Origin of the sequence: Pseudomonas sp. B21-031, from assembly GCF_024748985.1 — a bacterium.
GTDB classification, from domain to species: Bacteria; Pseudomonadota; Gammaproteobacteria; order Pseudomonadales; family Pseudomonadaceae; genus Aquipseudomonas; species Aquipseudomonas kermanshahensis.
Genome location: NZ_CP087181.1, coordinates 401,472 through 419,587, shown reverse-complemented (window position 1 = coordinate 419,587; position 18,116 = coordinate 401,472). Strand labels below are relative to the sequence as shown.

The 18,116-nt window shown below is 64.3% G+C and carries 11 protein-coding genes; 3 read left to right on the top strand and 8 right to left on the bottom strand.

The window, feature by feature from the left end; translation table 11 throughout:
* The first annotated feature begins 30 nt into the window (after positions 1-30).
* On the top strand, positions 31-3,045 hold the full coding sequence (locus tag LOY53_RS01820) for a dermonecrotic toxin domain-containing protein (protein WP_258703536.1): 3,015 nt from the start codon (positions 31-33) through the stop codon (positions 3,043-3,045).
* On the opposite strand, the gene LOY53_RS01815 is transcribed toward LOY53_RS01820, so the two are convergent.
* The 8 genes from LOY53_RS01815 to glnE all read right to left on the bottom strand — a co-directional run bounded on the left by LOY53_RS01815 (position 3,006) and on the right by glnE (position 13,073).
* On the bottom strand, positions 3,006-4,448 hold the full coding sequence (locus LOY53_RS01815) for a lipopolysaccharide kinase InaA family protein (protein WP_252826479.1): 1,443 nt from the start codon (positions 4,446-4,448) through the stop codon (positions 3,006-3,008). The two genes, LOY53_RS01820 and LOY53_RS01815, sit on opposite strands and share 40 nt — an antisense overlap.
* Positions 4,448-5,200: a lipopolysaccharide kinase InaA family protein gene (locus LOY53_RS01810; protein WP_252826478.1), complete on the bottom strand. Its 753-nt coding sequence runs from the start codon at positions 5,198-5,200 to the stop codon at positions 4,448-4,450. The genes LOY53_RS01815 and LOY53_RS01810 overlap by 1 nt, the downstream gene beginning before the upstream one ends.
* The gene (locus LOY53_RS01805; protein WP_027594330.1) at positions 5,197-5,931 is read right to left on the bottom strand and encodes a lipopolysaccharide kinase InaA family protein; all 735 of its coding nucleotides are present in this window, start codon (positions 5,929-5,931) and stop codon (positions 5,197-5,199) included. Before LOY53_RS01805 ends, LOY53_RS01810 begins: the two co-directional genes overlap by 4 nt.
* A complete protein-coding gene (gene rfaP, locus LOY53_RS01800; protein ID WP_258703535.1) occupies positions 5,931-6,737 on the bottom strand; it encodes a lipopolysaccharide core heptose(I) kinase RfaP in 807 nt (268 codons plus the stop codon). The genes LOY53_RS01805 and rfaP overlap by 1 nt, the downstream gene beginning before the upstream one ends.
* Positions 6,734-7,858, bottom strand: coding sequence for a glycosyltransferase family 4 protein (locus tag LOY53_RS01795; protein ID WP_252826477.1), 1,125 nt, complete (start codon positions 7,856-7,858; stop codon positions 6,734-6,736). The genes rfaP and LOY53_RS01795 overlap by 4 nt, the downstream gene beginning before the upstream one ends.
* Positions 7,858-8,916, bottom strand: a complete 1,059-nt coding sequence (gene waaC, locus LOY53_RS01790; protein ID WP_027594327.1) for a lipopolysaccharide heptosyltransferase I — start codon at positions 8,914-8,916, stop codon at positions 7,858-7,860. Before waaC ends, LOY53_RS01795 begins: the two co-directional genes overlap by 1 nt.
* On the bottom strand, positions 8,917-9,966 hold the full coding sequence (gene waaF, locus LOY53_RS01785) for a lipopolysaccharide heptosyltransferase II (RefSeq protein ID WP_258703534.1): 1,050 nt from the start codon (positions 9,964-9,966) through the stop codon (positions 8,917-8,919).
* Positions 9,967-10,139: 173 nt separating this feature from the next.
* Positions 10,140-13,073, bottom strand: coding sequence for a bifunctional [glutamate--ammonia ligase]-adenylyl-L-tyrosine phosphorylase/[glutamate--ammonia-ligase] adenylyltransferase (glnE, locus tag LOY53_RS01780; protein ID WP_258703533.1), 2,934 nt, complete (start codon positions 13,071-13,073; stop codon positions 10,140-10,142).
* Positions 13,074-13,456: 383 nt separating this feature from the next.
* Between glnE and aceE the strand changes: the two genes are divergently transcribed.
* Both aceE and aceF read left to right on the top strand, forming a co-directional pair.
* On the top strand, positions 13,457-16,102 hold the full coding sequence (gene aceE, locus LOY53_RS01775; RefSeq protein WP_027594324.1) for a pyruvate dehydrogenase (acetyl-transferring), homodimeric type: 2,646 nt from the start codon (positions 13,457-13,459) through the stop codon (positions 16,100-16,102).
* 13 nt (positions 16,103-16,115) lie between these two features.
* Positions 16,116-17,756: a dihydrolipoyllysine-residue acetyltransferase gene (gene aceF, locus LOY53_RS01770; RefSeq protein WP_085274043.1), complete on the top strand. Its 1,641-nt coding sequence runs from the start codon at positions 16,116-16,118 to the stop codon at positions 17,754-17,756.
* The last annotated feature ends 360 nt before the right edge of the window (positions 17,757-18,116 follow it).

The following is an 18,116-nucleotide window of genomic DNA, read 5'->3' as shown; positions in this document are numbered from 1 at the left end:
GCATGGTCCCCTTTCACCAGGAGATAGGCCATGACACCGCTGCTGCGCCTCCAGTCGCTGGACAGCCAACTCGACGCACTACTGCCCCCCTTGGCGGGCGTGGAACACAGCCTCGACCAAGCCCTGAACACCCTGTTCCGCAACCCAGCGATCACCGCCCGGACCTTGTACTTCGGGCGCTTGCGCCTGCTGGACCTGGTCGGCTTCCACCTGTTCGACGGCGGCGCCTTCAAGCCACCGGCCGGTACGCAAGCCCGACACGACGACCGCCCGCTCAACCTGCCAAGCGACTTCAACACCCACATCGAACGCTTCTGCGCGACGCTTCGCCAAGGCCTGCATGCGCACCTGGCCAGTTATTGGCTGGCGCGTGACGAAAAAGGGCTGAGCCGGCAAGCACGCCTGGCCACCCTGCGCCGCGATCAACTGTTCACCGAGATGCGCTTGCGCAGCCACGACCAGACCCTGTCTGTGGAGCACGCCCGGTTGCTGACCACTTGCCTCGAATACCCACAACCCTGGCAACGCCAGCACCTGCCCGCCGCCAGCCGCCCGCAGCTGTACCGCCCGGTGCTGTCGGGCTCGGCGCCCAACTGGCGCAGCCACTTGCCAGGCGTGCTGATCCTCACCGAGAACGGCCCGGAGGGCCGCTTGCTCGACGCGCACGAACCGGTCGGGCGGGTGCTTTTGTGCAGCATCGTGCATGGCATCGAAGCGTTCGACAGCTTGGCCGCCTTGCACGTGGAATTATGCGAACGCCTCGAAGACCCGGTGCAGAGCGAACCGCTGACCCGACTGCTAGTGGTGAGCGCAGAGCGCCAACGTGCCCACCGGGCCGAACGCCTGCGCTACGACTGGTTCAGCGAGGACCTCGCCGAAGCGCAGGCCCTGGCCATTCGCGAGGCCCATGGCAAGCGCCTGACCGCCGCCTGGCAGGCCGCCTGGGCGCAGGGCCTGCAACGCAGTATCGAACACCTCGACGCCCAACTGGGCAACGCACTGGACCTGCACCGCGAGCTCGGCAGCCAAGGTCCGGTGGCCACCCGCTATGGTCTGCTGCTGGAAAAGCACATGCCCGACTGGTTGCGCTCGACCTCGCAGCAAGGCGTTGCCCACATCATGCAAGCCATGCAGGAGCAGGTGGCGGCCATCAAGGCCGCTGCCGCGCCAGGCATCCTCACCTTGGAGCAGTTCAACCAACGCCACACCCTGCTGGCCTGGGTGCGCCAGCGGCTTCGCGAGTTCCTGCAACAAGACCCCGGCATCGACACCCCTCCGGAACAGATCTCGATCAGCGTGACCCTGGCGCGCCAGGTCGGCCCCGTCAGCAACCCGCTCGACACCAGCGCCTACATCCCCGTGGCCAGCCGCCCGCACGCGGGCGGGACCATCGAACTGGTCAACCACAGTTATCGGTTCGATGAACTGGCACTGCTCAATATCGCCTGGTTCGACGTCGATTACTGGCTGACCGCCCGCGTGCACCTCGACGCCGAGCAGCCACTGCCAGCCCTGACGCCACTGCGGGTCAAGCAAATCGTGCGGCGCCTGAATGCTGGTAGCGGCTACCAAGCCTACCTGCGCACCCAACTGCTCGAATCGCCCCATGGCCGCTGGCGCCAGCAGGCCTACGCGCACCTGAGCCGCACGCGCATGCACGCCGAAGCGGTCAAGGCGCGTTATGCCGGGCATTTTCAGCCAAGCACGCTCGAACAGGGTTATGGCTGGGCCGACTGCGTCATTCACTCACCCGACAGCCACAACCGGCCGCACCGCAACGAACAACAGGTGATCGCCCGGCAGATGCTGATCCAGGGGCAAACCCTGCAAGGTGTCGTACTACTGGTCTCGCCGGAGCACGCTTACCGCATCGTGGTCTACAGCCCCGACGCGCCGGACCGCCGCCCCTGGCGTGAATACAACAACGCCCGGGCGCTGATCCGCGCCGTGCGCAGCGATGCGCAGCTGCGCCACTATGTATTGCAGCGCTTGCCGCTGGGCAACCGCAAAACCCTGGAGGCCCTGTTGGTGCAGGGGCGCCTAGGCTCGCACATCAGTTTGCAGACCATCACCGGCAATCTGTACGACGCCCTCTACCGCGCCGAGGTCAACACCCTGATGGCCCAAGCCAATGCCGTGACCCGCAGCAACCAGGAGCTGCTGGGGGAGTTTTCGGTCAATGTGCTCAGGCTGGTGCTGGATATTCTCACCCTGGTGTTGCCGCAGGCGGGCTCGACCGCACTGGCGTTCGGGCGCATGGGCATTTCCATCTGGGACGGCTTCGAAGCGCTTGACCGGGACGACCACAACGGTGCGCTCCATCATGCGGTCGCAGCACTCGGCCACGCCACGGCGGGGCTCAACGACATGGCAGGCTCCGGGCTGATGCGCCGGGTCATGCGCGGCCTGCCCAAGCCGCCACCGGTGCCGCTGCCCCGGCATTACGAAGCGACCCCAGACGTGGCCAGGCTGCGCTACCGCATCGATGCGCTGCACGACGAGGCCGTGTACGAACAGCAGTCGGCGAGCCCGGGCCTGTCGCAGTACTACGTGAGGGATAACCTGGGCCGCTACTTCAATGTCACCTTCGACGGCACACGCTGGCGCGCCACCGACCCGAACCAGCCGAACACCTACCTGAAGCTGCCGATCAAGCGCTGCCTGGATGGCCGGTGGGTGGTCGACTCGCCAGTGCTCTGGCACGACGGGTTGCCGAATATCCAGCAACTGTTGGAAGACTGCCGCCTGTCCACCCCGCTACACGGTACCGTCTCCGAAGACGATGCCCAGCTGTTTCAAGACAACACCGCGCTGTACCTGCAACTGGGCAGCCAGCAGTTACCTGTGCGCCGCCATCTGCTCGCTGATCACTACCACTTGGTATTGCCTGAGACGCTGCGCGGCGCGGTGCCCGCGTGGGCAGTGCTGCGCTGGCAGGATGCGCAATGGCGCATCCGCGTGCGCCAGACCGGCCGCAGCAGCAACTGGCTGGCGCTGCCGGCAGCTTATTCGGACAACCGCGGCAGCAACCTGTCCAGCCGTTGATACAAGGCACTGTCACGCGGCCAGTTGCGTAGCAGCCGTGCCCGGTCACGGGCGTAGGCCGGGGCGAAGCTGAGCTGGGTGGCATGCTGGCACATGGCATCGAGGTCGATCAGCGACCACTGGCCGTTATCCCAGAACAGGTTATGGCCCTTGAAGTCGCCATGGCTGATGCGCTCGCGGATCAGTTGCTGCATGACCTTCACCAGCGCATCGACCTGCTCTTCAGGTGCCTCGCCGTTTTCCACATAGGGCGCGAAGCACGCAGTCAGGTCCGGGCCATCGACATAGTCGGTGACCAGGTAGGCACGGCTGCGCAGGCCCATGACACGCTCCTCTAGTACTGCCAGAGGGCGTGGCGTGGCAATGTCGAGAAATTCCAGGCGGTGGCCTTCGATCCACGAGTGCCAGGCACGGCTCGGGCGCCAGAAGCGCTTGAACCAGTGCGCGGTGTTCTTGATGTTGTAGCGTTTGAGTACCAGTTGCCGGCCATCGACCTCGATGCGGGCCACACTGGCGGCGCCACCGGTCTTGTACAGGTGGCCTTTGTCGATCAGTTCATCAGCGTGTTCCAGCACCGGCAGCATGGCCTGCACCTCAGCGCGGCGAATAGCCCGCAGGCCCGAAAGGCTGCGCTCGACGCTGAACAGCGAGCACTCGCGGCCGGCCTTTTCCAGGTAGTCCTTCTGGCGCCAGTTGCGCACCTTGTCCACTTGCTTCTGCAGCGCTTCGAGTGGCAGCGCGTGCTCGGCATTGGCCAACAGGTAATGCACCAGCAGCTCTTCGATGAACGGCTCCAGGCGCTTGGGCAATTGGGCGAAGAACACCCCGAGGTTTTCCAGCACACGCGGGCGCGACAACTGCTGGCCCGGGGTCTCGGCCTTGATGCCCGCGCCGTCGATCAGGTACAGCTTGCCGCCATGGCGCAGCAGGTTGTCCAGGTGCAGGTCTTCCTGCCACAAGCCCTTGGCGTGCATCTGCGCCACCGCAGTCAGCGCCTCACCCAACACCGCGTGCTGCTCGTCCGCCAGTACCGGCAGCTGTTCCACGGCGGCCCAAGCATCGGCCAGGCTTTCGGCGCCATCCAGAAACTCGAACAGCAGCCAGCCGCCCTCGCCTTCTTCCAAACCATCGGCCAGCAGTTTCGGCGTGGTCAGGCCCTGCTCGGCCAGCCACTTGACGCCTTGCAGCTCGCGCTGGAAGTGCCGGGCAGCATTGCTGCCCACCAACAGCTTGGCCAGCACCGGCGTGCCACGCCAGACACCAGCACCCACATAACGCTGGCCGGGCAGCACGCGCAGCAGGCTGAGCACTTGCAGCTCGGCGCTGCCGGCGGCATCGGCCAAGCTCACGTTAAGGGGCAACGCCGGGGCGCGCCCGGCCTCTTTCAGTTCAGACAAACGCATCAGCGGGCCTCTTTTTCACGACGGCGTTGCGTCAGGCGTTGCAGCCAGGTGCCGACCAGCGTGCTGTCCGCCGGCTGCACCAGGTAGGCTGCCAGCAGGTGGCGCACTTCCGCCTCGCTCCAGGCCCGGGCACGGCGCAGCAGGGGCTCCAGGTCCTTGAGCCGGTCACGCATGCCAAACAGCAGGGGCCGGGTTTTTTCCAGGTCGATCAGTTGGGCCTCCCAGCCTTCGCGGCGTTGGCGCAGGAAGATGTGCTTGGGGTAAAAGCAGCCGTGCACCTGGCCAGCACTGTGCAGCGTGCGCGCCAACTGGCCGCAGGCCTCAAGGATGCCGTTGCGTTCGGCATCGCCCAACTGCGGCCACTGAGCCAGCAGGCTGTCCAGGTCGGCCCACTCGTCCAGGGCACGGGTCATGAGGATCGCCCGGTGCTCGCCGGCCTGCTTGCGCTCGCCATAGAACACCGCTTGCAAGGCCGGAATGTGCAGCTTCTGGTAGCGGCTGATGTTGCGGAATTCGCGGGCGAAGGTTGGCTCGCCGAATGGCCGGTGCAAGGTACGGGTGAGGTAGTCGCTCTGGCGCTTGAGGTAGTAGCCCTTGCCTTCGAGTTCCAGGCGGAACACGCTGCTCCAGCCCCCACGCCCGGTGTTGGGCTCGTCCACGGCATCGAGCTGCAGCGCCCACAGCGCGTCGAAATCGTTCAAGCCGTGGCGTTTGAGCAGCGCGAGGTCCGCGCTGGCCAGGTAATCGGTCATTCCCTTCCCTCGAAAAAGCTCAGCACTTGGCGAATCCGCTGCTTGTCGCGGGCGTTGAGCCTGTCGCGACCACGGTATTGCAGGTAGAAACGCAGGCGCTGGGTCGCCGACAGGTGGTACTTGGCGACCTTGTCCAGGCACGCCAAGTCTTTGATCATCCGGTGCCGCCACATGAAGCCGCGCCAGAAGTCGCCGGTCGGGCAGTCGATGAAGAACAGCGTGCCCTGGTCGTCGACCAGCAGGTTGCGCCACTTCAAGTCGTTGTGGGCAAAACGGTGCTCGTGCATGACCCGGGTGTGGCGCGCCAGCTGGCGGCTGACGTGGTCGACCCAGGCGGGGTCTGCCAGGCGCGGGTCTTTGCGTTCGGCCAAGGCCGACAAGTCTTCGGTGCGCGGCAGCTCGCGGGTGATCATCGCCCCGCGGCCAAACGCCAGGCCCTTGCGCTCCAGGCCCCAGGCGACCACTTCGGCGGTGGGAATGCCCCACTTGGCGAACTGCTTGAGGTTTTGCCATTCGGCCTTGATGCGCGGCCGGCCGAGGTAGCGGCGCATGTGCTTGCCCGCCCCGGTGTAACGCTTGACGTAGTAATTGACGCCCTCGCGCTCGATGCGCACCACTTCGCTGAGCGGGTCGCGGGTCAGGCGTTCACCCTGCAGGGCGAAGACTGCGTCAAGGCTGCCGAAATCCGCCGCCAGGTGTTCGTAGCCTGGCGCCAGTGTCCAACCCGCCATCAGAGTGCATCCCCATAGCGTTGTTTGCGGTCATAGAGTTTCTGCGCCTTGCGTTCGAGCCAGGCGAGCAACGCGGCCTCGTCGGCAAGCACTTGGCGCAGCGGGCGCTGGAAGTAGCCACGCAAAAAGCGCAGCTTGTCGCGCCGGGTCAGGCCGATGTCCAGCGCCGAGAAGTACAGCGCGGCCAGGTCTTTGTCACGCCAGCGGCGGCTGATTGCCGCCCGGGTCTGGGCACGGTGCAGGTCGATGACCGACAGTTTGAAGTCTTCTGGCGTCACCGGGCGATCGGTGTGCAGCAGGAAGTGGCAGATGTAGCAGTCGCGGTGGTTGACCCCGGCGCGGTGCATGCCGCCAGTCATCTTCGCCACTTCGGCGATCAGCGCACGCTTGAGGCGTGGCGCGGGCGGCTGCTTGACCCAGTCGATACTGAAGTCTTCCAGGCTGATGGTTGGCGCCAGTTCTTCGGTCACGATGAACGAATGCTGAGTGGCCGGGTTGCTGCCGCGCTCGCCATAGGCGACGGCGGTCATGGTCGGCACGCCGACCTCGTGCAGGCGCTGGATAGCTCGCCATTCCTGGCCGGCACCCAGCACCGGCAGCTTGGCGCTGAACAGGTTCTTGAAGATCTCACCCCAGCCAATGCCGCGGTGAATCTTGACGAAAAAACCCTCGCCCTCGACGACGGTGCGCAGCGTGCGGCGCCCTTCCAGCTCGCGGTACACCTCACCTTGCAGCGCTTCCACGGCCTCGAAGGCATCACGCCCGGCCCACAAGCGCTTGAAGGGTTCGGCCAGTATCAGCTTCATGCGGTCTCCTGCCCCAGGATCACATCAGCAGCATGCTGCGGCATGCTGTACAGGTCGGCCGTATCGGCAAAGGCCAGGCCGTTGCGCGACCAATCGGCACGGGCCTGCGGGTCTTCGAGCATGCGTTGCAGGTAGCCATTGAGCTGTTCCTGTTCGAACGGCTCGTCCAGCACCAGGCCGCTGTCGGCTTCGGCGATGTAATGGGCATAGCCACACACCTTGGAGACCAGCACCGGCAGGCCTGCCACCAGCGCTTCGAGCAGCACGGTGCCGGTGTTTTCGTTGTAGGCCGGGTGGATCAGCAAGTCAGCGCCCAGCAGGAAGCGCGGGATATCGCTACGCCCCTTGAGGAACTGCACCTGGTCGCCCAGGCCGAGGGTGGCGCTCTGCAGTTGGAAGACCTTGGGGTCGTCCTGGCCGATGACCATCAACCGGGTGCGTTTGCGCAAGGCCGACGGCAGCGCGGCCAAGGCCTTGAGGCTGCGGTCGACGCCCTTGGTCTTGAAGCCCGAACCGATCTGCACCAGCAGCAGGTCATCGTCGCCCAGGTTGAATTCCTTGCGGAACTCGGCGCGGATCTGGGCGGCGTTGGCCGGCGCCCGACGGTCCTGGGAAATGCCCGGTGGCAGCAGGTGGAAACGTTCAGCCGGGGTGCCGTAGTGTTTGACGAACAGCGGCTGCTGCACCTCCGAGATCATCAGCACCTCGGTCTTCGAGTCTTTGGCGAACACCGCCCGCTCGTACTCGGCAAAGTGCCGGTAGCGGCCCCAGCGTTTATAGAGGCCGCCACGCAGGGTCTGGGCCTTGTCCTCGAAGCAGCCGTCGGCGGCGTAGTACACGTCCAGCCCCGGCATCTTGTTGAAGCCGATCAGGCGGTCGACCGGGCGCTTGGCCAGGTCGGCTTCCATCCAGGCGCTGAGCTTCTCGTTGCGGCGGTGGTTGAACAGCGCCTTGACCGGCGCCACCAGCACTTCAAAGCCGGGCGGAATGTCACCTTCCCAGATCAGTGTGTACACACGGATCTGGTGGCCCCGCTTCTGGCATTCCAGGGCAATGCGCATGAAATCGCGCTGCAGCCCGCCGAAGGGGAAATATTTGTAAAGCACGAAAGCCAGTTGCATCAACGAACATCCTCAGCCAGCAGCAGCGCGCTCAAGCGGCTCGCCACATGCTCGGGATTCAGGCGAGTGAAGCACAGCGGCCACTCGCGTTTGAGATCGAACCGGCGCAGGTCATCGGCGCTCGGCTTGTAGGTGCACTTTTTCTGCAGGCACGGCGCACAGGGGAAATCGCTGGCCTGGTGAACCTGGGCGCGGCCATAGGCGCCGGTGAGGCCCGGGTTGGTCGGGCCGAACAGTGAAATGGTCGGCACATCCAGCGCCGCAGCCAAATGGCCCAGGCCGGTGTCCACCGCCACGCAGGCCTTGGCCGCCGCCAGCACGCGGGCAACGCCAACAAGGTTCAACTTGGGCAGTACCTGGCAGTTATTCAAGCCCTGGGCGATACGTTCGGCACGTGCCTTCTCGGCCGGGTTGCCCCACGGCAGGCGCACTTGCAGCTTGCGCCGGCCCATGCGCTCGGCAAGCTCGCGCCAGTAAGCCTCGGGCCAATGCTTGGTGGCCCAGGTGGTGCCGTGCAGGAACACCACGTAGGGCGCGGCGGGCGGCAGTTGCAGGCGATCGAGGTCCAGGCCGTAGTTGCCGATGCCTTCCGGCAAGTCGTAGGCCAGGGCCAGGGCGAACAGCTGGCGCACACGTTCGACGGCGTGCTGGCCCGTGGCGACCGACAGGCGCCGGTCATAAAAACGGCTGGCCAGGCCTTCGCGCGCCGAGTAACGGTCCAACCCGGCCACCGGTGCCTTGACGTAGCGGGTCAGCCAGGCCGACTTGACCAGGCCCTGGGCATCAATCACCAGGTCGTACTTGCGCGCGCGAACGCGCTGCTTGAACGCCTTCCACTCGCCGCTCTTGAGGGTCTGCCAGATATTCTTGCGCCAGCGACGGATCGCCACCGGGATCACTTGGTCGACCGCCGGGTGCCAGCTGGGGATCTCGGCAAAGCCTTCTTCCACCACCCAGTCGAAACGAATGCCCGGTATCGCGTGGGCGGCATCGGTGATCGCCGGCAGGGTGTGGATCACATCCCCCAGCGACGATGTCTTGATGATCAGTACCCGCACTTAGTCGACCTCGGCCACGGTATCGATCAGGTTCGGACCGCCCAGGCTGTGCAAGGCAGCGATAACTTGCTGCGGGTCGAGCAGGCGCAGGCAGTTGTAGTGGCCGAAGCGGCAGGTGCGGTCGAAGCACGGGCTGCATTCGATGCCGGTGCGCACCACTTCCACCTGCTCGGCCAGCGGCGGCGTGAAACCCGGCGAGGTCGAGCCATACACGGCGACCAGCGGGCGATTCAGCGCGGCCGCCACGTGCATCAGCCCGGAGTCGTTGGACACCACGGAATCGGCGCAGGACATCAGGTCGATGGCCTCGGCCAGCGAGGTTTCGCCGGCCAAGTTGTAGGATTCTTCACGCAAGCCCGGGATCAGCCGGTCGCGGATCTGCTCGCCGACGGGGTGATCGCTTTTCGAACCGAACAACCACACCTGCCAGCCCTGGCGGATCATCGCCTCGGCCACGGCGGCGTAGTGCTCGGCCGGCCAGCGTTTGGCCTCGCCAAACTCGGCACCGGGGCACAGCGCCAACACCGGGCGGTCGAGTGCCAGGCCGAACTTGGCCAGGGCGGCGTCGCGGCTCTGCGGTTCGATTTGCAGGCTGGGGCGTGGGTAAGGCTGAGGCAGCTCGGTGCCCGGCGCGTAGGCCAGGGCCATGAAGCGCTCGATCATCAGCGGGTAGCGTGCCTTGTCCAGCTTGCGCACGTCGTTGAGCAGGCCGAAGCGCATCTCGCCGCGCCAGCCGGTGCGTTTGGGAATACCGGCAAAGAACGGCACCAACGCCGATTTCATCGAGTTGGGCAGCAGGATTGCCTGGTCGTACTGGCCGGTCAGGGACTTGCCGATGCGACGTCGGGTGGCCAGTTCCAGCGCACCGTGGCCGAGCGGGAAGCTCAACGCTTGGCGCACCTCGGGCATGCGTTCGAGGATCGGCCGGCTCCACTCGGGCGCCAGCACGTCGATCACGCAGTCGGGGTGCTGCTGTTTCAGGCACTGGAACAAGGTCTGCGCCATTACCATGTCGCCGACCCAGCTGGGGCCAATGATCAGTATTCTCATGCTTAGTCCAGAAACGCTCGGGGAGGCTACAGGCTGCGGTACAGCCTGGCCTCCCCTCTTTATATTCAGGCTATGTGGCGGACAGTGTAACACCGGTGGTGGGGCATGGACCTTTGGGGCTGCTTTGCAGCCCTTCGCGGCACAAGGCCGCTCCTACAGGCGCCCCTGCGGTATCAAGTCAAACCCAGCTCGCCCCAGATCCGCCGCACCTCGCGGCGTTCATCGGCAAACTGCGCCGCATCGATCACCCCGGCCTGCTTCTGCAGGGCCTGGCGGTGCGAGGCAGAACGGAACGCCTTGTACACTTCACGCAACAGCACCGCGTCACTGGCCGGCATCAAACCTGCCTGCTCCAGCTCTTCCAGAATGCGGATGTTATCGGTCCATCGGAGTATGGCCGGGTGGTCGTGGGACCAGGCCAAAGCCGCGTATTGCACCATAAATTCGATATCGACGATACCGCCGGCATCCTGCTTGATATCGAAGGGTACACCGGCCTCGAAGGCATTGGCTGCGGTGCCGGCAGCCGTGGCCTTGGTGCCGAGGTTGCCGCGCATCTTGGCGCGCATTTCACTGACTTCGGTGCGCAACGTCTCAAGGTCACGAGGTTGGCCCAGGACGTTGGCGCGCACGCCTTCGAACGCTGCGCCCACCTGTTTGCAGCCGACCAGCACGCGCGCGCGCACCAAGGCCTGGTGCTCCCAGGTCCAGGCCTCATTCTGTTGATAGCGCTCGAAGGCACCGAGCGAGCTGACCAACAGCCCCGAAGCGCCGGACGGGCGCAGGCGCATGTCCACGTCATACAGCTGGCCAGAGTTGGTCTGGGTGGTCAGCAAGTGAATGATGCGCTGGCCGAGGCGGGTAAAGAATTGCGCGCTGTCGATCGGCTTGGCGCCATCGGTTTCGGCCTGTGGGTCGCCATCGTGAATGAACACCAGGTCCAGGTCCGAGCCATGGCCCAGTTCAAGCCCACCGACCTTGCCATAACCAATGATGATGAAGCCCGGGTCGCACAGGCTGCCGTCGCTGCGCTTGGGCTGGCCGTGGCGGGCTACAGTCTGGCGCCAGGCCAGGGCCAGCACCTGGTCGAGGATGGCTTCGGCCAGCCAGGTCAGGTAATCGCTGACTTTCATCAACGGCAGGTTGCCACTGATTTCCGAGGCCGCCACACGCAGGCTGTGGGCCAGCTTGAAGTGGCGCAGCGCCTCCATCTGCTGTTCCAGGTCGTCTTCGGGGATGCGCGTCAAACGCTCGCGCAGTTCGCTGGCCAGCTCCGGCGCCAATGGCGGGCTGAACAGCCGGCCTTCGTTGAGCAGCTCGTCGAGCAGTAACGGGTAGCGGGCAATCTGCTCGGCGATCCAAGGGCTGGCCGCGCACAGGGTCAACAGGCGGCGCAAGGCACCCGGGTTTTCGGTGAGCAGCACGAGGTAGGCCGACCGCCGCGCAACCGCTTCGACCAGCGGCAGCACGCGTTCAAGCACCAGATCAGGGTCTTGGTGCTCCACAGCCTGGGCCAGGAGCCTTGGAATAAAGGCGTCCAAACGCTCGCGCCCAATGCGCTGCATGGAGCGCAATTGCGGGCTGCCCCGCAACCCGGCGAGGCGACGCAACGCATCGGCGGGTTGTTTGAACCCGGCTTCCTCAAGCTGACGACAGGCGGCGTCTTCATCCTGCGCCTGCTCCCACAGCGGCGACCATTCGCCACCGACCACCAGTTCGCCCTCGCCGTCCTCATCATCGGGGTCGGCGATCACCTGGCGGAAGTGCCAATCGACCCGGCCGCGCCAGTACATCAATTGGTCATGGAAGCCCTGCCAGTCGGCGAAGCCGAGGATGTAGGCGACCCGCGCCTGGTCAATTTCGTTGTCCGGCAGCATCTGCGTCTGGCGGTCGGCAATAGCCTGGATAGCGTGCTCGGTATAACGCAGGAATTCATAGCCTTCGCGCAATTCGGCCACCACCGCAGGTGGCAGGTAACCTTGTCCTTCGAGGGTCGCCAGCACCTTGAGCAAGGGCCGTTGCTGCAGGCTCAGGTCTCGCCCGCCGTGGATCAGCTGGAAGGCCTGGGCGATGAACTCCACCTCGCGGATGCCGCCGGCGCCCAGCTTGATGTTCTCGGACATGCCCTTGCGCCGCACCTCCTGCTGGATCAGCTGCTTCATGGTGCGCAGGGCTTCGATGGCCGAGAAGTCCAGGTAACGGCGGTAGACGAACGGGCGCAGCATCTCTTGCAACTGAGCCCCTGCCGCCTGGTCACCGGCCACCACCCGCGCCTTGATCATGGCGTAGCGTTCCCAGTCACGGCCCTGGTCCTGGTAGTACTGCTCCAAGGCATTGAAGCTCAGCACCAGCGAACCGGCCGAACCGTAAGGGCGCAGGCGCATGTCGACGCGGAACACGAAACCGTCGACGGTGACCGGGTCCAGGGCCTTGATCAAGCGCTGGCCCAGGCGGGTGAAGAACTCCTGGTTGTCCAGCGAGCGCTTGACCCCTTCAGTCTCGCCGCCCTCGGGGAAGGCGAAGATCAGGTCGATGTCCGACGACAGGTTCAGCTCCACCGCACCCAGCTTGCCCATGCCCAGCACCACCATGTGCTGCGCCAGGCCGCTGCGGTGGCCGATGGGCGTGCCGAACTGCTGGCAGTGGCGCGGGTACAGCCATTGATACGCTTCGTCGATGGCGGCGTCGGCAAGGTCGGACAGGTCACGGCAGGTTTCGCCCAGCTCGGCCTGGCGCGTAATGTCGCGCCAGATGATGCGCAACTGCTGGCGATTGCGCTCGCGCCGCAGGTTACGCGCCAGCTCGTCTTCGCTTTGCGCTGCCTGGGCCACTGCGGCGATCTGCCCGCGCAACTCGCCGGGCGCGTAGCGGCGATCCAGCTCACCACTGGCCATCAGGGCGAGCAGCATGGCCGGTTCGCGCTGGGCCAGGCCAAGGACGAAGTCGCTGGCGGCAGCAACCTGGTCGAACTGTTGCCGATGGGCAGGGCTGCATGCGTTCAGGTCGAGTTCGGGGTGGCCAGCCACAGCTTCGCTGAGGAACTGCTGATTACGAGCGACCAGCGGTTGCAGGGTGGCGGGCAGATCGAGCGGCAAAGGCAGGCGCATGGACTATCCTTGATCGGCGTGAATGAGAGGGGTAAAGGCGGTCAAATGGAAGGCGGACCACGGTTGGACTGTCATACAAAAGTTGGAAATAGCTGAAAAAAAGCAATCACTGGCAAAAAACATCAAGAATCACCCGTTCGCGACACATCGCCAACCAACATGAACGTTTTTCCCCACAAGCCGGGGTGCGACCAAAAGCCGCATTTGTGTAGTTTTACTACTACCCCGACTGTCTAAAAGCATGAAATGCGAATGCATTTGTAGTAAAACTACACGGCGCCGGATCACACTCCGGTAATCTAAGAATTCACGACGTCTGCCCATAAGGCCAGTCGCAAACTCAGGCAATCGATTCTGGTTGCCTTTCCGCCCTGGAGCAAGCCATGCAAGACCTCGATCCAATCGAAACCCAGGAATGGCTGGATGCCCTGGAGTCGGTCCTCGACAAAGAAGGCGAAGACCGCGCTCATTACCTGATGACCCGTATGGGCGAGCTGGCCACCCGCAGTGGCTCTCAGCTGCCGTATGCGATCACCACGCCATACCGCAACACCATCCCTGTCACCCACGAAGCACGCATGCCTGGCGACCTGTTCATGGAACGCCGCATTCGCTCGTTGGTGCGTTGGAACGCGCTGGCCATGGTGATGCGCACCAACCTGAAGGACTCGGACCTGGGCGGCCACATCTCCAGCTTCGCCTCCAGTGCCACCCTGTACGACATCGGCTTCAACTACTTCTTCCAGGCCCCGACCGAAGAACACGGCGGCGACCTGGTGTTCTTCCAGGGCCACGCTTCGCCAGGCGTTTACGCCCGTGCCTTCATGGAAGGCCGCATCAGCGAAGACCAGATGAACAACTTCCGTCAGGAAGTGGACGGCAACGGCCTGTCTTCGTACCCGCACCCATGGCTGATGCCTGACTTCTGGCAGTTCCCGACCGTTTCGATGGGTCTGGGCCCGATCCAGGCGATCTACCAGGCGCGCTTCATGAAGTACCTGGAAGCCCGTGGCTTCATCCCGGCCGGCAAGCAGAAGGTCTGGTGCTTCATGGGCGACGGCGAGTGCGACGAGCCGGAATCCCTGGGCGCAATCGCCCTGGCTGGCCGCGAGAAGCTGGACAACCTGATCTTCGTCATCAACTGCAACCTGCAGCGCCTCGACGGCCCGGTTCGCGGCAACGGCAAGATCATCCAGGAACTCGAAGGCGTGTTCCGTGGCGGTGGCTGGAACGTCAACAAAGTCGTCTGGGGCCGCTTCTGGGACCCACTGCTGGCCAAGGACACCAACGGTGCCCTGCAGCGCCGCATGGACGAAGTCATCGACGGCGAGTACCAGAACTACAAAGCCAAAGACGGCGCGTACGTGCGTGAGAACTTCTTCAACACCCCAGAGCTCAAGGCCATGGTCGAAGACCTGTCCGACGAAGAGATCTGGAAGCTCAACCGTGGCGGCCACGACCCGTACAAGGTCTACGCGGCTTATCACCAGGCGGTGAACCACAAAGAGCAGCCGACTGTCATCCTGGCCAAGACCATCAAGGGTTACGGCACCGGTGCAGGCGAAGCCAAGAACACCGCGCACAACACCAAGAAGGTCGACGTCGACAGCCTGCGTCACTTCCGTGACCGCTTCGACATCCCGGTCAAGGATGCCGACCTGGAGAACCTGCCGTTCTTCAAGCCGGAAGAAGGTTCTGCCGAAGCCAAGTACCTGGCCGAGCGCCGCGCTGCCCTGGGTGGCTTCGTGCCGCAACGTCGCGCCAAGAGCTTCAGCGTGCCGACCCCATCCCTGGAAACGCTGAAAGCGATCCTGGACGGCTCGGGCGACCGCGAAATCTCCACCACCATGGCCTTCGTGCGCATCCTGGCGCAGCTGGTCAAGGACAAGGAAATCGGCCAGCGCATCGTCCCGATCATCCCGGACGAAGCCCGTACCTTCGGTATGGAAGGCATGTTCCGCCAGTTGGGCATCTACTCGTCCGTCGGCCAGCTCTACGAGCCAGTCGATAAAGACCAGGTGATGTTCTACCGCGAAGACAAGAAGGGCCAGATTCTCGAGGAAGGCATCAACGAAGCCGGCGCCATGTCGTCGTTCATCGCTGCCGGTACCTCGTACAGCTGCCACAACCAGCCGATGCTGCCGTTCTACATCTTCTACTCGATGTTCGGCTTCCAGCGTATCGGCGACCTGGCCTGGGCCGCTGGCGACAGCCGCACCCGTGGCTTCCTGATCGGCGGTACCGCCGGCCGTACCACCCTCAACGGTGAAGGCCTGCAGCACGAAGACGGTCACAGCCACATGATGGCGGGCACCATCCCGAACTGCCGTACCTACGATCCGACCTACGGCTACGAGCTGGCGGTGATCATCCAGGACGGCATGAAGAAGATGACCGAAGAGCAACAGGACATCTTCTACTACATCACCGTGATGAACGAATCCTACCAGCAGCCAGCCATGCCGGCCGGTGTCGAGGAAGGCATCATCAAGGGTATGTACCTGCTCGAAGAAGACACCCGCGAAGCCGCGCACCACGTTCAGCTGATGGGCTCCGGCACCATCCTGCGCGAAGTCCGCGAAGCAGCGAAGATCCTGCGTGAAGAGTTCAATGTCGGTGCCGACGTGTGGAGCGTCACCAGCTTCAACGAACTGCGTCGCGACGGCCTGGCCGTGGAACGCGCCAACCGCCTCAAGCCTGGCCAGAAGCCTCAGCTGACTTACGTCGAAGAGTGCCTGAACGGTCGCAAAGGCCCGGTCATCGCCTCCACCGACTACATGAAGCTGTTCGCCGAACAGATTCGCCAGTGGGTGCCGAGCAAAGAGTTCAAAGTCCTGGGTACCGACGGTTACGGTCGCAGCGACAGCCGCAAGAAGCTGCGTCACTTCTTCGAAGTTGACCGCCACTTCGTGGTGCTGGCTGCCCTGGAAGCCTTGGCTGACCGTGGCGAGATCGAACCGAAAGTGGTGGCTGACGCTATCGTCAAGTTCGGCATCGATCCGGACAAGCGCAACCCACTGGACTGCTGAGGAGTATTTTTAAGTGAGCGAACTCATTCGCGTACCTGACATCGGCAGCGGTGAAGGTGAAATCATCGAGCTGTTCGTCAAGGTCGGTGACCGTATCGAGGCTGACCAGAGCCTGCTGACCCTGGAGTCCGACAAGGCCTCCATGGAGATCCCGGCCCCTAAGGCCGGCGTGATCAAAGAGCTGAAGGTCAAGCTGGGCGATCGCCTGAAAGAAGGCGACGAGCTGCTGGTGCTGGAAGCCGAGGGCGCTGCGGCGTCCGAGGCGCCAGCCGCCGCACCTGCCCCTGCCGCTGCGCCGGCCGCCGCTGAAAAGCCGGCCGCCGAAGCCGCGCCTGCGCCTGCTGCAGCCCCGGCTGCCGCCAGCGTGCAAGACATCCACGTGCCGGACATCGGCTCGTCGGGCAAGGCCAAGATCATCGAAGTACTGGTCAAGGTCGGCGATACCGTCGAAGCCGACCAGTCGCTGATCACCCTGGAGTCCGACAAGGCCTCCATGGAGATCCCATCGCCTGCTGCTGGCGTGGTCGAAGAAGTGCTGTGCAAGCTGGAAGATGAAGTCGGCACTGGCGACCTGATCTTCAAGCTGAAGGTTGCTGGCGCAGCGCCGGCTGCCGCACCGGCTCCGGCCGCCGCTGCACCGGCCAAGGCTGAGGCTGCGCCTGCTGCCGCACCTGCCGCTGCCGCCCCCGCTGCTGCCCCTGCTCCGGTCGCTACCGCACCGGCGGCTGGCAACAACGCCAAGGTTCACGCTGGCCCAGCCGTTCGTCAGCTGGCCCGTGAATTCGGCGTCGAGCTGGGCGCTGTCGCGGCCACCGGCCCGCATGGCCGCATCCTGAAAGAAGACGTGCAGGTTTACGTCAAAGCGATGATGCAGAAGGCCAAGGAAGCCCCGGCAGCCGCCGGCGCAACCGGCGGCGCTGGCATCCCGCCAATCCCTGCCGTGGACTTCAGCAAGTTTGGTGAAGTGGAAGAAGTGGCCCTGACCCGCCTGATGCAGGTCGGTGCCGCCAACCTGCACCGCAGCTGGTTGAACGTGCCGCACGTGACCCAGTTCGATTCCGCCGACATCACCGAGCTGGAAGCCTTCCGCGTTGCGCAGAAGGCCGTGGCCGAGAAGGCTGGCGTCAAGCTGACCGTGCTGCCACTGCTGCTCAAGGCCAGCGCATTCCTGCTCAAGGAAATGCCAGACTTCAACAGCTCGCTGGCGCCAAGCGGCAAGGCGATCATCCGCAAGAAGTACGTGAACATCGGCTTTGCCGTGGACACCCCGGATGGCCTGCTGGTCCCTGTGATCAAGAACGTCGACCAGAAGAGCCTGCTGCAACTGGCTGCCGAAGCCGCTGCACTGGCCGAGAAGGCGCGCACCAAAAAGCTGTCGGCCGACGACATGCAAGGCGCCTGCTTCACCATCTCCAGCCTCGGCCACATTGGCGGCACCGGCTTCACGCCGATCGTCAACGCGCCTGAGGTGGCGATCCTGGGCGTTTCGAAGGCAACCATGCAGCCGGTCTGGGATGGCAAAGCCTTCCAGCCGAAGCTGATGCTGCCGCTGTCGCTGTCCTACGATCACCGTGTGATCAACGGCGCTGCCGCCGCGCGCTTCACCAAGCGCCTGGGCGACGTGCTGGCGGATATCCGCACCCTGCTGCTGTAAGGCGGCACGCTGCCCCTCGCAAGAGGGGCAGTACCCTTTTCGAGCTGCCACGCTCGTACCTCAACCCCGTCATTTGGCGGGGCTTTTTTTTGCCTGCGGCTCACACCTCACCGGTTTTTTGTAGGAGCAGCCTTGTGCTGCGAAAGGGCCGGTACCAGCGCCAACATTTCCAGCGCCTGGCAGGGCCTCTTCGCAGCACACGGCTGCTCCTACAAGGGGCGCGCCTATAGTTTATGGTACGTCTGCCGATAACCCGTACACAGCATCACACATGGCCGCTTGCCAGCCCTCGGGACATGATGCAACCTTGCCAGATACGTCGCCGACCAGGCCGTGTTTCCCTCTTCAAGCGAGTCTTCG